Genomic DNA, 18,743 nt, shown 5'->3' with positions numbered 1-18,743 from the left:
GCTATCATATACCTCTTTTAAAAATTCATTTTAGGATCGATTTATGAGCCAAAGCCATATCCGTATTCGAGGTGCACGTACCCATAACCTAAAAAATGTGTCTCTCGATATCCCACGTGATAAATTTGTGGTGATTACGGGACTCTCAGGCTCTGGCAAGTCATCTCTTGCATTTGATACGCTTTATGCCGAAGGCCAACGCCGTTATGTGGAATCGTTATCGGCTTATGCGCGTCAGTTTTTATCGCAAATGGAAAAACCTGATGTCGATGCAATTGAAGGCCTCAGTCCTGCAATTGCCATTGAGCAAAAATCGACAAGCCATAACCCGCGTTCGACTGTGGGAACCATTACCGAAATTTATGACTATTTACGTTTGCTCTATGCACGCGTCGGAACGCCCTATTGTCCAGAACACGATTTGCCGATGGTGGCACAAACCGTTTCCGAAATGGTCGATGCAGTCAAAGCCTTAGAAGAAGGTACAGCACTGATGCTGCTGGCACCTGTGGTACGTGAGCGTAAAGGTGAATATTCACAGCTCTTTGAACAACTACAAGGTCAAGGCTTTGTGCGGGCTCGTGTCGATGGTGAAATTGTCGATATCGATGCGGCACCTGAATTAGACAAAAAGAAGAAACACACCATTGAAGTGGTCGTGGATCGTTTTAAAGTACGCGATGACTTGGGCAACCGGATTGCAGAATCGTTTGAAACTGCACTGCGCCTCGGTGGCGACTTGGCTATTTTATCGTGGATGAACGCCGAACAGCCCGATCGTGTATTTTCGGCCAAACACTCCTGTCCGGAATGTGATCGTGCTGTGGCAGAGCTAGAACCACGGATGTTTTCTTTTAATAATCCGTTTGGTGCTTGTCCGGTCTGCGATGGCTTGGGCACGCGCAGCCATTTTAGTGCAGAAAAGCTGATTCCAGATCCGAGCTTGTCACTGAGTCAAGGTGCGGTACGCGGTTGGGATCGTCAGCGCCCGTATTATTATTCGATGCTGCAAAAAGTGGCGGAGCATTTTGAGTACTCGCTCGATACACCGTGGAATACGCTTGAAAAAGAGGTACAAAAGAAATTCTTATACGGTACCGGTAAAGAAAAAATCGATTTAAGTTATATCGATGAACGTGGCCGTCGACATAACCGCGTCATGCCATTTGAAGGCATTTTAACGCATCTCGAACGCCGTTACCGTGAAACCGAAAGTAATTATGTGCGTGACGATCTGGCACAGTATTTGTCAAATGCTGCATGTGATGCTTGTGGTGGATCTCGTCTGAATGAAATTTCCAGAAATGTGAAAGTGAAAGACAAAACCATTGCACATATTACCCAGATGTCGATTGGTGATGCCGAACAGTATTATCAAGATTTGAATCTTGAGGGTGCTAAAGGCGAAATTGCCGATAAAATTTTTAAAGAAATTCGTGAACGTCTGCACTTTCTGGTGAGTGTCGGTTTGAACTATTTGAGTTTGGCTCGTTCAGCCGAAACCTTGTCGGGCGGTGAAGCACAGCGTATTCGACTGGCCTCACAAATTGGTGCTGGCCTGATGGGTGTCATGTATGTGCTGGATGAACCTTCAATTGGTTTGCATCAGCGTGACAATGACCGTCTGCTACAAACCCTGATTCGTTTACGTGATTTGGGCAATACCGTGCTGGTGGTCGAGCACGACGAAGACGCAATCCGTGCGGCCGATCATATTATTGATATCGGGCCGGGTGCTGGGGTGCATGGCGGTGAAATTATTGCCGAAGGGACAGCCGATGAACTGAAAAAGCATCAGGACTCTCTCACCGGGCAATACCTCTCAGGCGCGCTTAAAATCGCCGTGCCAGCGCAGCGTTTGAGTTCGCCTACACCAGATCAGACCATTAAACTGTGCGGTGCAGCCGGACATAACCTTAAAAATGTGGATTTAACAATTCCACTAGGCATCATGACCTGTGTGACGGGTGTATCGGGTTCGGGCAAGTCGACCCTCATTAACCGGACCTTGCTGCCATTGGCTGCCACTCAGTTAAATGGGGCCACCACGCTTACCGCAGAAAAATTCGATTCGATTAATGGCTTGCAGCATTTGGACAAAGTGGTGGATATCGACCAGAGTCCGATTGGCCGTACCCCACGTTCAAACCCGGCCACCTACACCGGATTGTTCACCCCTATTCGTGAGTTATTTGCACAGACGCCAGAAGCCAAGGCACGTGGCTACGCGGCTGGTCGCTTTTCATTTAATGTTAAAGGCGGTCGCTGTGAGGTTTGTGAAGGTGACGGCATGATCAAAGTGGCAATGCACTTTTTACCCGATATGTATGTACCGTGCGATGCCTGTCATGGCAAACGTTATAACCGTGAAACACTGGAAGTGACCTACAAAGGTAAAAACATTTCTGACGTACTGGAGATGACGGTAGAAGATGGTGCCGAATTCTTTAGTGCCATTCCGGTGATTCATCGTCGTTTGGAAACCCTCACCCAAGTGGGGCTGGGCTATATCCGTTTAGGCCAAGCAGCCACCACACTCTCTGGTGGTGAAGCGCAGCGTGTGAAACTGGCACGTGAGCTGGCCAAACGCGATACAGGTAAAACCTTGTATGTGCTAGATGAACCGACGACTGGCCTGCATTTTCATGATATTGCCAAGCTGCTCGACATCTTGCATGAGCTTCGCAACAAAGGAAATACCATTGTGGTGATTGAGCATAATCTGGATGTGATTAAAACCGCAGACTGGGTGATTGATCTTGGGCCAGAAGGTGGTGCGGGTGGCGGTCAGATTATTGCCGAAGGTACACCAGAACAAGTGGCCGAAGTGGAGATTTCGCATACGGGGCGTTTCTTAAAGCCGATGTTGAGTTAAGTTAAGCCACCATTTCGTTTCTATAAAGGGTGAATAAGGTCGACTTATTCATCCTTTTTTTATAGTTAAATAATCATTATGAAAGCGCTGCTTCCACCCGATTCTTTCCTTTGGCTTTCGACTGGAGTAAGGCGGTATCGGCTTTTTGAAATAACGTCAGCCAGTTTTCTGCTCCTACCGCTACTCCCATACTCACCGATACATCAATCTGTAATTCAATCGAAATAACCTCAATTTGGGCACGGATCATTTCTGCGACATCAAGCGCATCATTTCGTGCGATTCGCTCAATCAAAAGTAAGAATTCATCTCCACCATATCGCACCACCAGATCAAATTCTGATTCGTGAGCCATGAGTTGCCGAGCCACCGCTTGAATCACATGATCGCCTGCAATGTGTCCGTGTTGATCATTGATTTCTTTAAAAAAATCGATGTCCAGTATTATCAAGCATAAATCTGACCACGGTGCCGTTCTAGCTCCCAAATAGGCATTAAGGGCCTTACGGTTTGCTACACCACTTAAGGTATCGGTATGGGCAATTTTGCGAAGCTTGAGCTCGAGTTTATCTTTTTCCACTAAAACGTCTCTCAGCCTCGCAATTGCGTCAAAGAGCTCGACAAATTCACCATGTACGCGTTTACTTTTTGGTTTTTGGCGCAGCGGCGTCTGTGGATCGAACAAGTGTAAAACTTCTTCGCGGGCTTGAATTAATGGCGATAAAATATAACGCTCAATATAGTGTAGCGTTAGCACAGACACCAGTAGAGACAACAAAGACAATATCACAGTGGTAATAAATTTTTGTTTTGCTTCTGCCTGCTGTCTAATCGCCTCATCGAGTGTTTCTTTAACCAAATAGCTTTGTAATTCAATAATCGCACTAAATTTTTTCACAAGATGTTCGGTCAGTTGCGTTGCCGTGAGTGAATACGGTTGTTTGCGGTCACTTTCTTGAATCAGGCCAGATACCAATCCGATTCCTTGATCGAGAAATTGGATTTTCACTTGATGGTATAAATAATTATATTCCGCAGTACGCGGATATTGTGTCTGCAATGTATCGATCATTTTCCATAGATATAGCGCCTGATACTGGGTTTGCAATGATCTTGCACGGTTTTCTTCAGGAATTTGTTGTTGGTAACTAATCGAGGCAATGATATTTGAGGCCACTCGCCCAGACTGATCACGAAGATCTGAAACCAGTAAAATTAAAATCATATTTCGAAACAATTCGTCATCTTGTTGATTGGAATTGATGATCTTCATTTTCAGGGCTTCACGATAATAATCCCACGCATTAAACATTTGTTTTACAGCACGATCATATTGTTGAAAACTTTTTTGTTCGGGCTGGGTCTTTGCATAACGATCGACGGACAGACGAGCTAAATTTAAATTTGGTTGTGCTTTCGTGATTAAATAATCTGCAATTTCTTTATTATCGTTTGAGCGCAGCAATTGAATTGTCGTGTTCAAAGATTGATTAACCTGAGCACGATAATCAAGTAATTGTGCACGTCGCTGATCGATTTGCTCTGGCGGACTAGACATCAGTTTATTGGCAAACGCACGTTCTTTAGAAATATGATTGGCACCCTCAGAAAGTGCTTTTAATAATTTAATTTCAATTAAAGCATCATTACTTTGCTGGTATTGCTTGTAGCTGCTCAAAATAAGTGGAATTGCAATTACTAAAAAACAAAGTATTAAAATGAAAACAAAAAAGAATAAACGATGACGTATTGATGAATTGGCTTTAGTGGAAGTAAAAACAATTTGACGCTGAGGATCTACTTTTTTTGACTTCACTACATTTATTTTTTGCTGATTATGTCACCATAGTTTAACTGAAGTTGCTTAAAATTTGTCAAGAACTTGTCATACTGAAACGATACGAGCACTGAAGCTTTGAAATCATCGTGTTTCTCAATCATAATTATAAAAATAAACAATTTTGCAAATGATGAAAAATTCCGCATCATACACTTAAGGATTAAATCATGATGTTTTTAGCTTCCTCTAAGGATGTTCTCCCAATCAAATAACATCCTTTTCGCCTAGTGACCCCTCTTGAGCACTAGGCTTTTTTTTGTCCGAATAATTGTCACGTTCCACACAATTGACACATTCAAAAGCAAAAAAATACCCAGTTTTAGGGAAAACCGGGTGAGTTGAATAATACAATCGACAGCGTTACAGAACGATAGAGGGATCATCCATTGCATTCGACGTGTATTATCAGCAAAACAAGTACTACCCAATCAAGCTACCACCATAATGATAAACAATCAACATATTTAAAATATATTGAGATTTAAATCACATTAAAACCCATTTAATTTCAGTCAGATATTTATATTCAGTTACCAATATGTAACAATGTAAAAATAGGTAAAATTAAGATTTAACTTTAAATAAGCTTCACTTTAGTAAAAATATGTGACATAAGTAACATTAAAATCAGTTTTAAAATAAGTTTTTACCGATAATTTAAATAATAACCATCTATTTTTACAATCGAAAAAACGATGTATATTTAACCAAAATGTAATATTTAATGCTTCATTTTCCATCTAGTCGATTGTTATACAGACTATTTTTCAGGTTGACACGACTCAATTTAACTGTATTTTTTTTGTGCAATATTTTTAAGTGTTTTTTTGAGCAACAGATGCTGGGCTGAAGACACATTGACTAAATAAATTGTTACAATAGAATGACCACAGCTTAATCTCTTGTTAATGCTGGAAACTCTTATGAAAAAACTCGGTTTAGCCACTGCTTTATTACTCGCCATGACCGGCGCTCAAGCGTATCAAGTTGAAGTTCAAGGTCAATCTGAATATGTAGATACGACTGCAAACGACAAAAACTTCACTGGTGACGTTGCTGGTACTTTCTATTTGAAAGATGTTGATGCGTCTAAAGGGCCTTTAGCCGAAGCCGCGTTCTTGAACCAAGCATCTAGCGTATCGCTTGGTTATAGCTACCAGCAATATGACCAAAACAACGGTCTTAATTACCATGTAGGTACTTACGGCGTGAAGGGCGAAACATACATCCCTACGCCATACCTACCAGTATACGCAAGCGCAACTTATAACCATACTGACGTTGATGGTAAAAATGCGATTTCTCGTGATGACAACGGTGACCGTTATGCATTAGAAGTGGGTGCAATGTTGCTTCCTAACTTCTTGATGAGCGTAGGTTACACCAGCGTTGCAAACCAGTTTGCATTAGATAACTTTGGTATCGTAAACAACGGTATTTATTCTGCTGTGAACCAAACTGCTGCGATCCAAAACGATCAAGACGCAGTAACAGCTCGTGCGAAATATGTTGGTCCAATCGATGGTACCAACATGGCAATCGGCTTTGAAGCTGCTGGTGCATTTGGTCAAGAAAACCAATACGGTTTAAAAACTGACCTTTACCTCACACCTAAGTTGAGCGTTGGTGCAACCTTCATCGGTAACGATGGCGAAGCAAACATCAAAGGTCAAGACCTTGGTGAATTCCGTCAAGCATGGGGTGGTAACGTAAACTACTTCGTTACTCCAGCAATCTCTGTTGGTGCATCGTACATCAAAGCAGATGCTAAAGGTTCTGCATTCGATACGCAAACAATCGGTTTAAATGCAAAAGCTCGTTTCTAATCGAAACTGAACTACGCATAAAAAAAGGACTCATTTGAGTCCTTTTTTTTATTGCTTCAATTAGTTGATGGTTTGGCTTCGCATCACATTTAAGAAATACAGGTGGCGTTCATACTGATCGATAATATCCTGAATCAAATCTTCTTCAGTCCAGTCCATCACATCATAGTTTTGCCCGCCCTCACGTAAAAACACTTCAGCCTGAAAATATTTATCGGTAGTTTCCTGCTCGGATTGCAGCATGAAACTTGGTGGAACTGTTTCACGTGAAACCACATGATAGATAAAATTAATTTCATTGTGATGATCCACTTTGAGCATCAAGCCTTCGTCGGTTTCATGAATCTGTACCATTAACTGACGGCGCTTAAATTCGCGCTGTAAGTTATGAAAAGCATCTTTTACGCGGCCTTGAATAAATGCATCCACGTCTGCTTTAGCGTGTGGATAATGCATGATCAGCCCAAGACGTTGCTGCCAGCTTCGTGGATTCTGAATGGCCCGCGGTGTGGTTCTTGCTTCCTGAATCGCCTGCATTTTGGTGGAGTCAATCCGTAATGCCTTGATCAGTCCCCAGCAAATAAACAGCATGATGACCGTAAATGGTAAGGCGCTCATGATAATCGCAGACTGTAAGGCATTGAGTCCGCCAGCAAGTAGCAGCACAATCGACAGCCCCGCCATTACCACAATCCAGAAAAGACGTTGCCACATCGGTGAATCATCCGTCTTGGCGGTAAGATAATCCACCACCAAAGCCCCAGAATCGGCAGAGGTCACAAAAAATAAAATGATCAACACTGTGGCCAATAAGCTCATCGGTCCAGCAAATGGCAATGAATTTAGAAACTCAAATAAAGCCACGGATGAATCACGTTGCACCGCCGCCAACAGCATCTGATTGCCTTCATGCAAAATACTGTAGAGTCCTGCGTTGCCCATAAAGCCCATCCAAATCAGGGTAAAACCTGTTGGAATCAGCATGACGCCGACAATAAATTCGCGAATGGTTCGTCCACGAGACACCCGCGCAATAAACATGCCGACAAATGGTGACCATGAAATCCACCATGCCCAGTACATGATGGTCCACCCACCAATCCAGCCATTGGGTTGATAGGCATACAAATTGAAGGTCATTTCAAATAAATTAGAGATGTATTGTCCGGTGTTTTGAACCGTGGTTTGTAATAGATAAATACTTTGGCTGGCAAAGAATACAAATGCCAGTAAAACCAGAGCCAGTATCAGATTCAGCTCGGCCAGACGCTTGATGCCCTTATCGAGACCAAATCCGACAGAAAGACCCGCCATGGCACTGACCACAATAATCAAAATAACTTTGGACCACGCTGTTGATTCAAAGCCAAATAAATAATTTAAACCTGAACCAATTTGAGTGACACCAAAGCCCAATGTGGTCGCCACACCAAAAATCGTTCCGATTGTGGCAAAGGTATCTACGGCATCACCAATGGGGCCATGAATTTTTTTACCAATCAGCGGATATAAAGACGAGCGTATTTTTAAGGGTAAATCATGCCGATAGGCAAAGTAAGCCAGCGAAAGAGCGACGATGGCATAAATACCCCATGCATGTAGCCCCCAGTGGAAAAAGGTCACCCGCATGGCCTGCTGTGCTGCCAGTACCGTTTCAGGCTGTCCCGAAGGCGGGCTCACATAATGCATGATCGGCTCGGCAATACCGAAAAACATCAGGCCAATCCCCATCCCCGCTGTAAACAGCATGGCAAACCATGACCGATTACTGTAGTCGGGTTGGCTATGATCGGGCCCGAGTTTGATCTTACCGCTCGATGAGCAGGCAATAAACGCCAAGATGATCAGAAACAAAGCCACGGACAACACATAGAACCAACTAAAGGATTCTGTGATCCAGTTTTTGAGCTGCTGGGTCAGAAACTCAAATGAATCTGGCATTAATAAGACAATCGCCAGAAAGATCGCAATAATGATGATCGTACTGACAAATACATTTGGATTAATATTTGCAAACCTAGATGAGGTTTTGGAAGGCATACATCCCCCATATTTTTTTGATAAAAACCAACGACAACGATGTGTCAGAAAAATTCACTGTCGTGAAAAGCAAAAAGGCGCATTAAGCGCGTTATTATTGTATAGCCTGCTGAAAAATAAAGAAGTTACAGAGCTGTAACAGGCTATGTATCGTCGTGATGATTTTTTTCTGGCAAATGCGAAATATATTGCAATGCCACCAGACGTGACACCACCACGGCCAAAAACATCACGCCCATAAACATTTGAAGAATTGAAATTACCCGTGCCGCAGGGCTGATCGGAAAAATATCGGAAAGTCCGGTAGCCGATTGTAAACTAAAACTCAAAAATAATAGGTCTAACCAGCTTTGTAAGCCCTGATGATCGGGTTTACTAAAACTCATCGGCACCAACAACTGGCAAATGTTGTATAAAAAGGCAAACCCCCATGCAATCAGTGTAAACACCGCCCCTGCTGCAAATAGCTCATCTTTGGTTAGATATCGGTCTGCAAACATATAGCGCAATAAGCCATAGGCGGCATAGAAATAAGCACATGCCTCGAACCCATGCGTCAGAATCTGAATTGAAACCTGATTAAATCCCAGTAAAATCAAGACTGAAAAAAAGAGTGCGCCCAACACAAAAAATAAGCCCGTGAGAGTAAATACACTGGTTTCACGAATGACTCGACCAATCAATAAAAGTGCCAGTACCCCCAAAATCCAAGTGAGTACACGATAGGCACCATGATCATAGGTAAAAAAAGACAAAATCAAAATGAACAGTTGCACCACCAGTAGCCAAGCCGAAGGCAATAAGCGGAAGTGCTGTTTAAAATCTTGAGCAATCGACATAAAAAGAGGCGTCCCGTTCTTGTTGTTTTCATTTGAGCGAATGTCTGAATCTTGTCGTGTGCTTAAGCAAGTCGTCAAGTGATTTTATAGATGAAAGCGGAAATAGGTCACGTTTTATGACATAACATTATCAAACTGCACTATTTGACTCGAAATAATCGGTGCATACTCAAAAGTATCAATGAAGCGAAGAGGGCTTTATATGCATATCAAAACAACACTCATGGGCTGCTGCATGGCCTCGCTGCTGTTTGTCGGATGCAGCAAAACCAATCCGATGCTGGAGCAGCATCCAGAATATATTGGTCAGTGGAAAAGCAGTCACAGTAGTTTGGTGATTGAAAAAACTGGGCAAGTGGATTATCGGCAGAACGTGACTCAGGAACAAAAAACGCCAGATCACGATTTGAAATATGCTGCCAAGTCAGACTTAAAAGCCAGTATCAGCGACTTTAATGCACAGCAGTTTCAGATCGGTCAAGGCGAATTTAGTCAGGTGTTCAAAATTGATCGCGCGCCGTATCAGATGAATCAAAAATGGCACATGCAGCTCAACGGCGATGTATATACCAAGCAATAAAAAAAGCGCCAACGGCGCTTTTTTTATGTGTCTGACAGACGCACCTTAGTGATCTGAAGCACCCGAAATTCCAATACCGGTCATTGAACGCACATACTGCGCATCAAATGCTTTACGTTCTGCTTTGGCACGGGCCGAATTATCAGTCACCGAGAACAACCAGCAGCAAATGAACGACAACGGCATTGCAAAAATTGCTGGGCCATTAAACGGATTGATCGGTGTATCTGAGATTTTAAGTGTGTCTACCCACACGGCTTTAGACAGAATAATCAGGACCACCGCCGTCGTCAGGCCAACCACGCCACCAATCACGGCGCCACGTGTGGTTAAACCTTTCCAGAACATTGACAATACAAGCACCGGGAAGTTCGCACAGCACGCCACAGAGAAGGCCAAGCCAACCATGAAAGCAACGTTTTGTTTTTCAAACAAGATACCCAGAATCATGGCGAAGATTGCCAAGCCCAATGTTGCGATTTTTGACATACGCAATTCAGATTCTGGTGTGGTTTGACCTTTTTTGAATACGTTGGCATACAAGTCATGTGAAATTGCAGATGCACCCGACAAGGTCAAACCTGCCACTACAGCCAAAATGGTTGCAAAGGCAACAGCAGAGATAAAGCCCATGAACAGATCGCCACCGAGTGCATCACTCAAGTGAACCGCTGCCATGTTGTTTCCGCCGACCAATTCAAGCTTACCTGTTACTGCTGCTTTGGCAACATCAAGGAATTGCGGATTGTTCGAAACAAACAGAATCGCACCGAAACCAATAATAAACGTCAGCAAGTAGAAGTAGCCAATAAAGCCAGTCGCCACCACTACAGATTTACGCGCTTCTTTAGCATCTTTTACCGTAAAGAATCGCATCAAAATATGTGGCAGACCCGCTGTACCAAACATGAGCGCTAAGCCAAGAGAAATCGCATCAATTGGGTTGGCGGCCAGTTTCCCTGGTCCCATAATTTTTGCTGCCTCTTCCATGCTGATATTACGCACATTGGCATAAACATCGATGGCTTGGGTAAACATGTTACTGAAGCTAAATCCAACCGCTTTCATCACCATAAACGCCATGAAGGTTGCACCAGACAGCAACAGTACCGCTTTGATGATTTGTACCCATGTGGTCGCCAACATGCCGCCAAACATCACGTAGGCCATCATGAGTAAACCCACAATTACAACCGCAATGTTATAGTTCAAACCGAAAAGTAGTTTAATGAGCTGTCCTGCACCCACCATTTGCGCAATCAGATAAAACGCTACCACCACAAGCGAGCTAAAAGCTGCCAAGGTACGTACTGGTTTTTCTTCCAAACGAAATGACACCACATCAGATAAATTGTATTTACCCAGATTACGCAAACGCTCTGCGATCAAGAACAATACGATTGGCCAACCCACCATGAAACCCAGTGAATAAAGCAAGCCATCGAAGCCTGAGCTAAAGACTAAAGCGGAAATTCCCAAGAACGATGCCGCAGACATGTAGTCACCGGCAATCGCCAAACCGTTTTGAAAACCTGAGATTCCGCCACCTGCCGTATAGAAATCCTTGGTATTGGTGGTTTGTTTGGCTGCCCATTTGGTAATGAACAAAGTTGCACCGACAAATATCACAAACATGATAATTGCGTGCCAGTTGGTGGCCTGTTGCTGCGCTTCGCCCAAATCTGGCCCCGCAACTGCGAGGGTTGACATCAGCAAGCTGATTGCCATCAGTGCTGGCGCTTTAAATGAAGTCCATTTCATCTTAGTGCAGTCCTTTCTCATGAGTGATGTTCTCAACTTCTCTCAATGCAGCTTCATTGAGATGGTCAAGGCTGTTGTTGGCGATATACGAATACACACCGCACAAAACAAATGACAGAACAATAATGCCAAGACCAAGCGGGATACCCCAGGTGGTGACACCGCCACTAAAAGAGCTCATTAGAAACTCTTTGTTGTATCCAACCAACAGCATAAAGCCCACATAGACCACCAGCATAATGATGGTAAGAGTCCAACTGAGTGTGGCTTTTTTGCTGACCATTTTTTTAAATTTTGGATTCTGTAGAATTCTTTCTACCTGAACGTCATCCATAATCTGCTCCTTTTACCGCGGCCATCGTCGGACGCTTTTTGTAATCCTTTTTCTTCACGCTATAACGTTAGCAATGTTGTATGAGGTTCGTAACTTAGACTTTGGTCGCTAAATTTTAATCAACATGCAGGGCTTTAAAGTGGCTTAAGGTATGATAGGCCTGTGTTTTCATAGATTCGATCGCATGAACAGCTGGCTTATTATCGGCGGACTCGCCCTCTATATTTTAGTCTTATTTCTCTGCGCTTTTTTTGGTGAGCGGCATGCCAGCCGTTTAGGGCCTCGCGGACGAATGCTGCTGTTTAGCCTGACACTGGGTGTATATTGTTCCTCTTGGACCTTTTACGGCGCCACTGGTGCCGCTGTGCGAGACGGTATTATTTTCCTGCCCATTTATCTGGGCCCCCTGATTTTTATCTGGTTTGGCTACGATATTTGGCGACGCCTAGGCCGTGTTCGCCAGCACCATGCTGTCTCATCGATTGCCGACTTTATTGCCGCACGTTACGGTAAAAGCGGGACCTTGGCTTCACTGGTGACCATTTTGGCGGTGATTGCGATTATTCCGTACTTGGCGTTGCAATTGCGTGCCGTGGCATTGAGTACTGCGGTGATTTTAGATCAGGCCACCGATCATTTGACTACGGCCACCAATAGCGTATTGCTCCTGACCGGCATATTGGCTTTGCTGGCCATGATGTTTGGTACACGGCAAATTGCCAATACCGAACAACATGGCGGTCTCATGCTGGCAGTCGCCTTTGAGTCATTTGTCAAGCTGTTTGCCCTGCTGTGCGTGGCGGTTTTTTTTCTGATTGAATCGCCCGCAAATATGCGACAAGTGAGTGAAGATGTCGCCAAAACCTTTCACAATGTACAGATGTTTGGTGTACCAGAAACCTTCTGGATTCAAACGCTACTTGCCGGACTGGCCATTATTTGTTTACCGCGGCAGTTTCATGTGGCGGTGGTCGAGTTACGTGACGAAAAACATATTCGCGGTGCGCGCCGCTGGTTTGCGGTGTATTTAATTTTAACCACCGTGGCAATTATTCCGATTGCCAGTTGGGCACTGCATGCATCACCTAATTTTTTAACTATTCCAGATGTGGCAGTACTGTCACTGCCATTAAGTTTTAATCAGGATTGGCTCAGCTTACTGGCATTTTTGGGAGGTTTTTCGGCATCGACCGGCATGCTTCTGGTATCGTCAGTGGCTTTGTCGATCATGCTCAGTAACGATCTGATCATGCCAGCACTCTGGCGCCTAAATTTATTATCCAGACACGATAAACGCTTACCACAATTTTTAAAGCTCACCCGACGTATTTGTATTTTGGCTGTGATGCTACTCGGGTTTTTATTTTTCCACTTTTTTAATGATATCGATCAGCTTTCAGTCTTTGGCTTACTGGCCTTTAGTGCAGTGGCACAATTTGCGCCCTCACTTATTGGAGGTTTGTACTGGCGCGGTGGAAGCCGTCAAGGTGTATATGCCGGACTCATTGTCGGTTTTTTCATGTGGACCTATACCCTGCTGTTCCCGACAATTTTAAGAAGCCTTCCTGACGCCTATCAAGCCTTCGCGCATCAGGTGCTGGTATTTGGTCCCTTTCACTTAAACCTCTTGCGCCCTGAGGCTTTGCTTGGCTTCGAATCTTTTGCGCCACTGACTCACGGCGTAATCTGGTCATTGGGCCTCAACACCATTTTGTATGTCTGGATTTCCAAGATTTATCGCCCCAGTGTGGCAGAGCAGATTCAGGCGGAAAGTTTCTTTTACTACGAAACCAAGCCTTTACCATCGCATCACACCTCAACAGATATGAGCTATCTGCATCACGATGCGGCTCGGCTTAAAGTGGGTGATTTAATTACGCTGGCCAAACGCATTACCGGTGAAGGGCCGACACAACAGGCCTTCAAACAGTTTTGTGAGCAAAATGATGTGCTGCTTAATCCCAACAGCGTCGCCAACGGCATGTGGTGGCGCTTCACCGAGCAGTATTTGGCGGGCACGATTGGAGCGGCATCTGCACGGACATTACTCACCACCGCCATGGTCAATAATGGACTGGCCTTGGGTCAGGTGGCCAATATTTTGGACCAAGCCTCGCAGTGGCAGCGCTTTAACCAGAATTTGCTCATGACCATGATCGATCATATGACCCAAGGCGTGAGTGTGGTCGATGAAAACATGTGTCTGGTGGCATGGAACAATCAATATTTAAAGCTGTTTGATTACCCGAAAGATCTGGTGTACGTCGGCTGTCCAATTGCCGATCTGATTCGTTATAACGCCGAACGCGGTGAATGCGGACCTGGCTCAATTGAAGAACATGTACGTAAGCGAATTCACTGGATGAAAGTGGGCAGCGCACATGAATTTGAACGGATTCGTAAAGATGGACGTGTCATTCAAATGCGCGGTAATCCTATCGAAGGCGGTGGCTTTGTTACAACCTTTGCCGACATTACGGCGTTTCGTGAAAATGAAGCGATTTTGGAAGCACGGGTCAGTGATCGTACCCAACAGCTTGAAACCGCTTTGGCCGAGCAACAGCTCGCACGTGAACAGGCCGACAAGGCCAATATGTCGAAAAGCCGCTTTATTGCTGCTGCCAGTCACGATCTGCTTCAGCCCATGCATGCGGCGCGTTTGTTTAGTACGGCATTAGAGCAAAGTGTGTCTCGTGAGGACGATCGTAAAACGCTCCAACAGCTTGATCGAGCGCTACATGGTGCCGAAAGCATGTTGTCGGCATTGCTCGATATTGCACGTCTTGAAGGCGGCTCATTACAGCCCAAACGACAGTCTTACCCACTGCATGATTTATTGAGCGATCTCGAACTGCAATTTAAGTCGATTGCAGCGCAGCGTAATATTCGTTTGAATGTCCACGATGCCAAATTCTGGATCGACACCGATCCACAGTGGATTCGTCGGATTATTCAAAACTTTGTCAGTAATGCCTTACGCTACACCGCCAAGGGCCGTGTGGTGGTGGGCGTGTTACGCCATAGCACCCGACCACAGCATATCCGTATAGGGGTATGGGATACAGGCCCAGGGATTGCAGAGGAACAGCGCATCAAACTGTTTCAAGAGTTTGAACGCTGCGGCCATACTTCGCCTTGGGGTGAACAAGGTCTAGGATTGGGTCTGGCGATTGTACAGCGTATGACCAGTTTGCTCGATCATCCGGTCGAGGTGTACTCCCAAATTGGTCAAGGCTCATGCTTTATCATTGAGGTACCTACCGTAGATGCGCCTAAAGTGATGGCACCGCAAGCACAGGCGATTCCCCTAAAAACCAAAGCTTACCGGATTTTATGTTTAGACAATGACGAAACCATTTTGGAGGGGATGAGTACGCTGTTGTCGAAATGGGGGTATGAAGTCTTTAAAGCCACAGAACCCGAACAGGCCTACACCTTGATTCAACAGCATAATATTCAGGTCTGGTTGATCGACCAGCATCTGAACAACCAGCAACTCGGCCTCGACTTTATTTTGCAGCATCGACAAGATCAGGTTCCGGTTGCACTGATTACCGCAGACTCCGATCCAGAGCTGCCGCAGCGACTCAAAGAGCTCAATGTGATGTTACTCAAAAAGCCACTTAAACCGGCCGGATTACGGGCATGGTTATCTGGCTTGAAAATTTCATCTCCAACTCGCTAAAACGCTTGGCTCTACCTACCCGCTTCAGGCCATTTTTTGTAAGAAATGGCCTGAAGCCATGCCACATAGACGAATGGTTGGCAAAAGTGTTCAGATAGCGCGCTTTTTTTTGGCGATTGATTGATCAAATCCAGCAAAGTACGAGTGACTATGGCAAAGTCTGACCTTTTTGTAAATGAACACTGCCATAGTTAGTTACAATTCAATAATGATTTGAAAAATAAAACTTTTATCATAAAAATAGCCATTATAAAACTTTAGTCTAATATCTATTGCATTCCAAAAAACTCATAACAGTGAAAAGCAGCCCACATCAACCCGATCGGTTGATCTCTTGCAGATATAAGAAAGGACATTCGTCATGATTACCTCAGATGATGCAGCTTCATTCGATCTACACAGTTCACAGCAATTTTATCGTGAATACAGTGCCAATGCCCTGTTACCCGATATCGATTGGGACGTTTTGTTTCCACACAGTAAACTCAAAGCAGAACACAAACAGGCCCTCGATACCATATACTGCAGTGTTGTGCCACTGGCCTTGCAAGTGTTTGACGAGTTAGAGCTCGACGTGTTTGAACCGGCCATGTATCGCCCACAAGGGCTCGGATTATTTGAAAAACTTGCCCAAAAAGAAGAAGATCTGCTGCAACAGCTTGAATCGGAAGGCAACATGCTAGATGAAAAAATCCGCCATCAAATGTGGAGCATGTTACTTCGTGGCGGTGCGGTGTTGGTGTTTAAAGCATGGCTTGGACGAGTCAAACACGGTCATGAAGCACTGGATATGTCGCAGTTTGATGAACTATCGGATCTACTTTTTATCAAGACAGCACCTAAAAAGCTGGCCCAGCGCTTGAATGTCGACATGCGTGCCGAAGATGATCATATCTTTTTAATGTATGGCGACGATATCTTTCTGGATCGATTCAACAGCCTCGAAACGGCGGCCTTGTTTGTCGATTTAGGGGTGTATGACGCCACCTTTTTGAGCCTGCGCGATGATCGCGTGGCCGAGTACCTCAAACAAAAAGGTTATGTGACTCAAGATCAAATCGATGAACTGCACTGTGCGCTCAATCCGCTGTACTGTGACAACATTACCACCAAGCAAGACTGTCTGGCTTAAATTTTGGCCATAAAAAACAGGGGATTTTCCCCTGTTTTTTACATATACACTTAAATAGTTAAAGTCTTTTGTCTTCAATATTTAGGGCATTAATCGCCAATACCGCTTGGGTACGATTTTGTACGCCCAATTTACGGAAAATAGCGGTCACATGCGCCTTAATGGTCGCTTCTGAAACATCTAATTCATAGGCAATTTGCTTATTGAGCAAACCTTCAGCCACCATCATTAAAACGCGAAACTGCTGCGGCGTCAGCGACTGAATACGTTCGGCCAGCTCGGTTTCATCTGCAGCACGCGGATCGAAACTTAAATTATTAGGTAAGTTGGGTGGCAACCAGATTTCACCTTCCAGCACATGGCGGATGGCTTCACCAATATGACTTGGATGCGCAGATTTTGGAATATAGCCCATGGCACCATGAGCAATCGCACGCTGGATAATCGAGGTCTCTTCATGTGCAGACACCACAATAATCGGTAGCGACGGATATTGCGCACGCACATGCACCAGCGCAGAAAAGCCCGATGCACCCGGTAAGTTTAAATCCAGCAATACCAGATCTGGCTCTGCTCCACTTTCTAAGCGCTCGTAAAATTCATTGACTGCTGCAGTTTCATAAATTTGAGCTTGAGGCAGACTGTATCGCACCGCCTGAATTAGGGCATGGCGAAACAGAGGATGATCATCGACGATTAAAATATTCATAAGCGAAACGAGAGATCTCTGGCGCAGTATCTTGATTTTACTCATACTGCTGGCTTTAAGGATAGAACCATATTACCCAATTTTTATATAAAATGTCGGTTAAGCCGTTAGATTTCAGTATTTTTTTCGTTTTTTCAAAATCGCTTAAAGCTTAGTGATTATTGTTATAATTTTATTAAAAATACTGAAGACCTTATCTTAAAGAAGAAAATAAAATAAATTCATAGGGTTAAAATAGCCTTTATACACCGATGATCGTATGTGCCAATATAGAAGAAAAAACGATAAGGTTTCACAATTTGATTATTTTACCTGAGGCTGGAAATACCGATTAATAGGATCAATTGTTTTATTTGCTATTTAGGTTGATCATGCCACAACATTCAAATACTCAAAAACCACTCAATATTGTTGCCGTTTCTGGCGGTTTAAATCATCCATCTAAAACTGAAGCACTGGTTCAAGAAATTCTAAATGAGCTGGCCGATGCAACCCCGATTCAGGTGCATTTTATTAAGTTTAGCGAAATCGGTCATTTGCTTGGCGGTGCGATTTACCGTAACCAGCTTCCGCAGCGCGTGCAAGACGATCTCGCCAAGGTTGAAGCAGCCGATGCCTTGATTGTAGGTACACCGGTATACCGTGCATCTTTTACTGGCCTGTTTAAGCATTTTTTTGATTTCGTTGAACAAACCGCGCTGGTCGATGTCCCTGTTTTGCTGGCAGCCTCAGGTGGTAGTGACCGCCATGCCCTCGTACTTGAACATCAGCTACGCCCATTGTTTAGCTTTTTCCAAGCCCAAACACTGCCAATTGGCGTCTACGCCACCGATCGCGACTTTGCGAAAGACTATAGCATTCAAAGCGATTTACTTCGTGACCGTATCACGTTGGCTGTGGCACGTGCATTGCCTATTTTGGAATGGGCACCTGCCAAAGGCCAGCGCGCCGAGGTGGTCAAAGACAAAACGGCACAGGCCAACCAAAATCTGGGCATCAACAAACAAATCGAGCAGGACGAAGTTTTGCCATCGGCTGCGGTTCCCAATCTGGACGCTGCCGAATCTCGCTTGCATCCTAAAAATTTAAAAAGCAACGTGGCCTAAGCCGTACCGTTTATGA

At 44.4% G+C, this 18,743-nt stretch carries 12 protein-coding genes; 6 read left to right on the top strand and 6 right to left on the bottom strand.

Annotation, left to right across the window (positions count from 1 at the left end; genetic code table 11):
* Positions 1-43: 43 nt before the first annotated feature.
* Positions 44-2,875: an excinuclease ABC subunit UvrA gene (uvrA, locus tag KCV09_RS12925; RefSeq protein WP_004934020.1), complete on the top strand. Its 2,832-nt coding sequence runs from the start codon at positions 44-46 to the stop codon at positions 2,873-2,875.
* A gap of 76 nt (positions 2,876-2,951) precedes the next feature.
* Here the strand turns inward: uvrA and KCV09_RS12920 are convergent, their stop codons facing one another.
* Positions 2,952-4,553, bottom strand: a complete 1,602-nt coding sequence (locus KCV09_RS12920) for a GGDEF domain-containing protein (protein ID WP_228301560.1) — start codon at positions 4,551-4,553, stop codon at positions 2,952-2,954.
* A 1,085-nt stretch (positions 4,554-5,638) separates the two neighbouring features.
* On the opposite strand from KCV09_RS12920, the gene omp33-36 reads away from it, so the two are divergent.
* Positions 5,639-6,541, top strand: coding sequence for a porin Omp33-36 (gene omp33-36 / locus KCV09_RS12915; RefSeq protein ID WP_004934013.1), 903 nt, complete (start codon positions 5,639-5,641; stop codon positions 6,539-6,541).
* 60 nt (positions 6,542-6,601) lie between these two features.
* Here the strand turns inward: omp33-36 and KCV09_RS12910 are convergent, their stop codons facing one another.
* Complete coding sequence (locus KCV09_RS12910; protein ID WP_212515240.1) at positions 6,602-8,581, bottom strand: BCCT family transporter; 1,980 nt, start codon at positions 8,579-8,581, stop codon at positions 6,602-6,604.
* A 143-nt stretch (positions 8,582-8,724) separates the two neighbouring features.
* Positions 8,725-9,420 carry an ion channel gene (locus tag KCV09_RS12905; RefSeq protein WP_004934007.1) on the bottom strand — a complete coding sequence of 232 codons (696 nt, stop codon included), beginning with the start codon at positions 9,418-9,420 and terminating at the stop codon, positions 8,725-8,727.
* Between the two features lie 202 nt (positions 9,421-9,622).
* On the opposite strand from KCV09_RS12905, the gene KCV09_RS12900 reads away from it, so the two are divergent.
* Positions 9,623-10,000 carry a hypothetical protein gene (locus tag KCV09_RS12900; RefSeq protein ID WP_048765294.1) on the top strand — a complete coding sequence of 126 codons (378 nt, stop codon included), beginning with the start codon at positions 9,623-9,625 and terminating at the stop codon, positions 9,998-10,000.
* Positions 10,001-10,045: 45 nt separating this feature from the next.
* Here the strand turns inward: KCV09_RS12900 and KCV09_RS12895 are convergent, their stop codons facing one another.
* Both KCV09_RS12895 and KCV09_RS12890 read right to left on the bottom strand, forming a co-directional pair.
* The gene (locus KCV09_RS12895; RefSeq protein WP_055415510.1) at positions 10,046-11,761 is read right to left on the bottom strand and encodes a cation acetate symporter; all 1,716 of its coding nucleotides are present in this window, start codon (positions 11,759-11,761) and stop codon (positions 10,046-10,048) included.
* A gap of 1 nt (position 11,762) precedes the next feature.
* Positions 11,763-12,095, bottom strand: a complete 333-nt coding sequence (locus tag KCV09_RS12890) for a DUF485 domain-containing protein (protein WP_004934001.1) — start codon at positions 12,093-12,095, stop codon at positions 11,763-11,765.
* Positions 12,096-12,279: 184 nt separating this feature from the next.
* Between KCV09_RS12890 and KCV09_RS12885 the strand changes: the two genes are divergently transcribed.
* Entirely contained in the window at positions 12,280-15,780 is a 3,501-nt protein-coding gene (locus KCV09_RS12885; RefSeq protein ID WP_004933997.1) for a hybrid sensor histidine kinase/response regulator, read from the top strand.
* Between the two features lie 361 nt (positions 15,781-16,141).
* Complete coding sequence (locus KCV09_RS12880) at positions 16,142-16,912, top strand: hypothetical protein (protein WP_212515239.1); 771 nt, start codon at positions 16,142-16,144, stop codon at positions 16,910-16,912.
* A 58-nt stretch (positions 16,913-16,970) separates the two neighbouring features.
* Here the strand turns inward: KCV09_RS12880 and KCV09_RS12875 are convergent, their stop codons facing one another.
* Positions 16,971-17,621, bottom strand: coding sequence for a response regulator (locus KCV09_RS12875; RefSeq protein ID WP_004933991.1), 651 nt, complete (start codon positions 17,619-17,621; stop codon positions 16,971-16,973).
* A gap of 371 nt (positions 17,622-17,992) precedes the next feature.
* On the opposite strand from KCV09_RS12875, the gene msuE reads away from it, so the two are divergent.
* The gene (gene msuE / locus KCV09_RS12870) at positions 17,993-18,727 is read left to right on the top strand and encodes an FMN reductase (RefSeq protein ID WP_004944832.1); all 735 of its coding nucleotides are present in this window, start codon (positions 17,993-17,995) and stop codon (positions 18,725-18,727) included.
* The last annotated feature ends 16 nt before the right edge of the window (positions 18,728-18,743 follow it).

This window comes from Acinetobacter soli, assembly GCF_018139125.1.
GTDB classification, from domain to species: Bacteria; Pseudomonadota; Gammaproteobacteria; order Pseudomonadales; family Moraxellaceae; genus Acinetobacter; species Acinetobacter soli.
The sequence above is the reverse complement of the archived record's forward strand: the minus strand, read 5'-3'. Positions and strand labels throughout refer to the sequence as shown.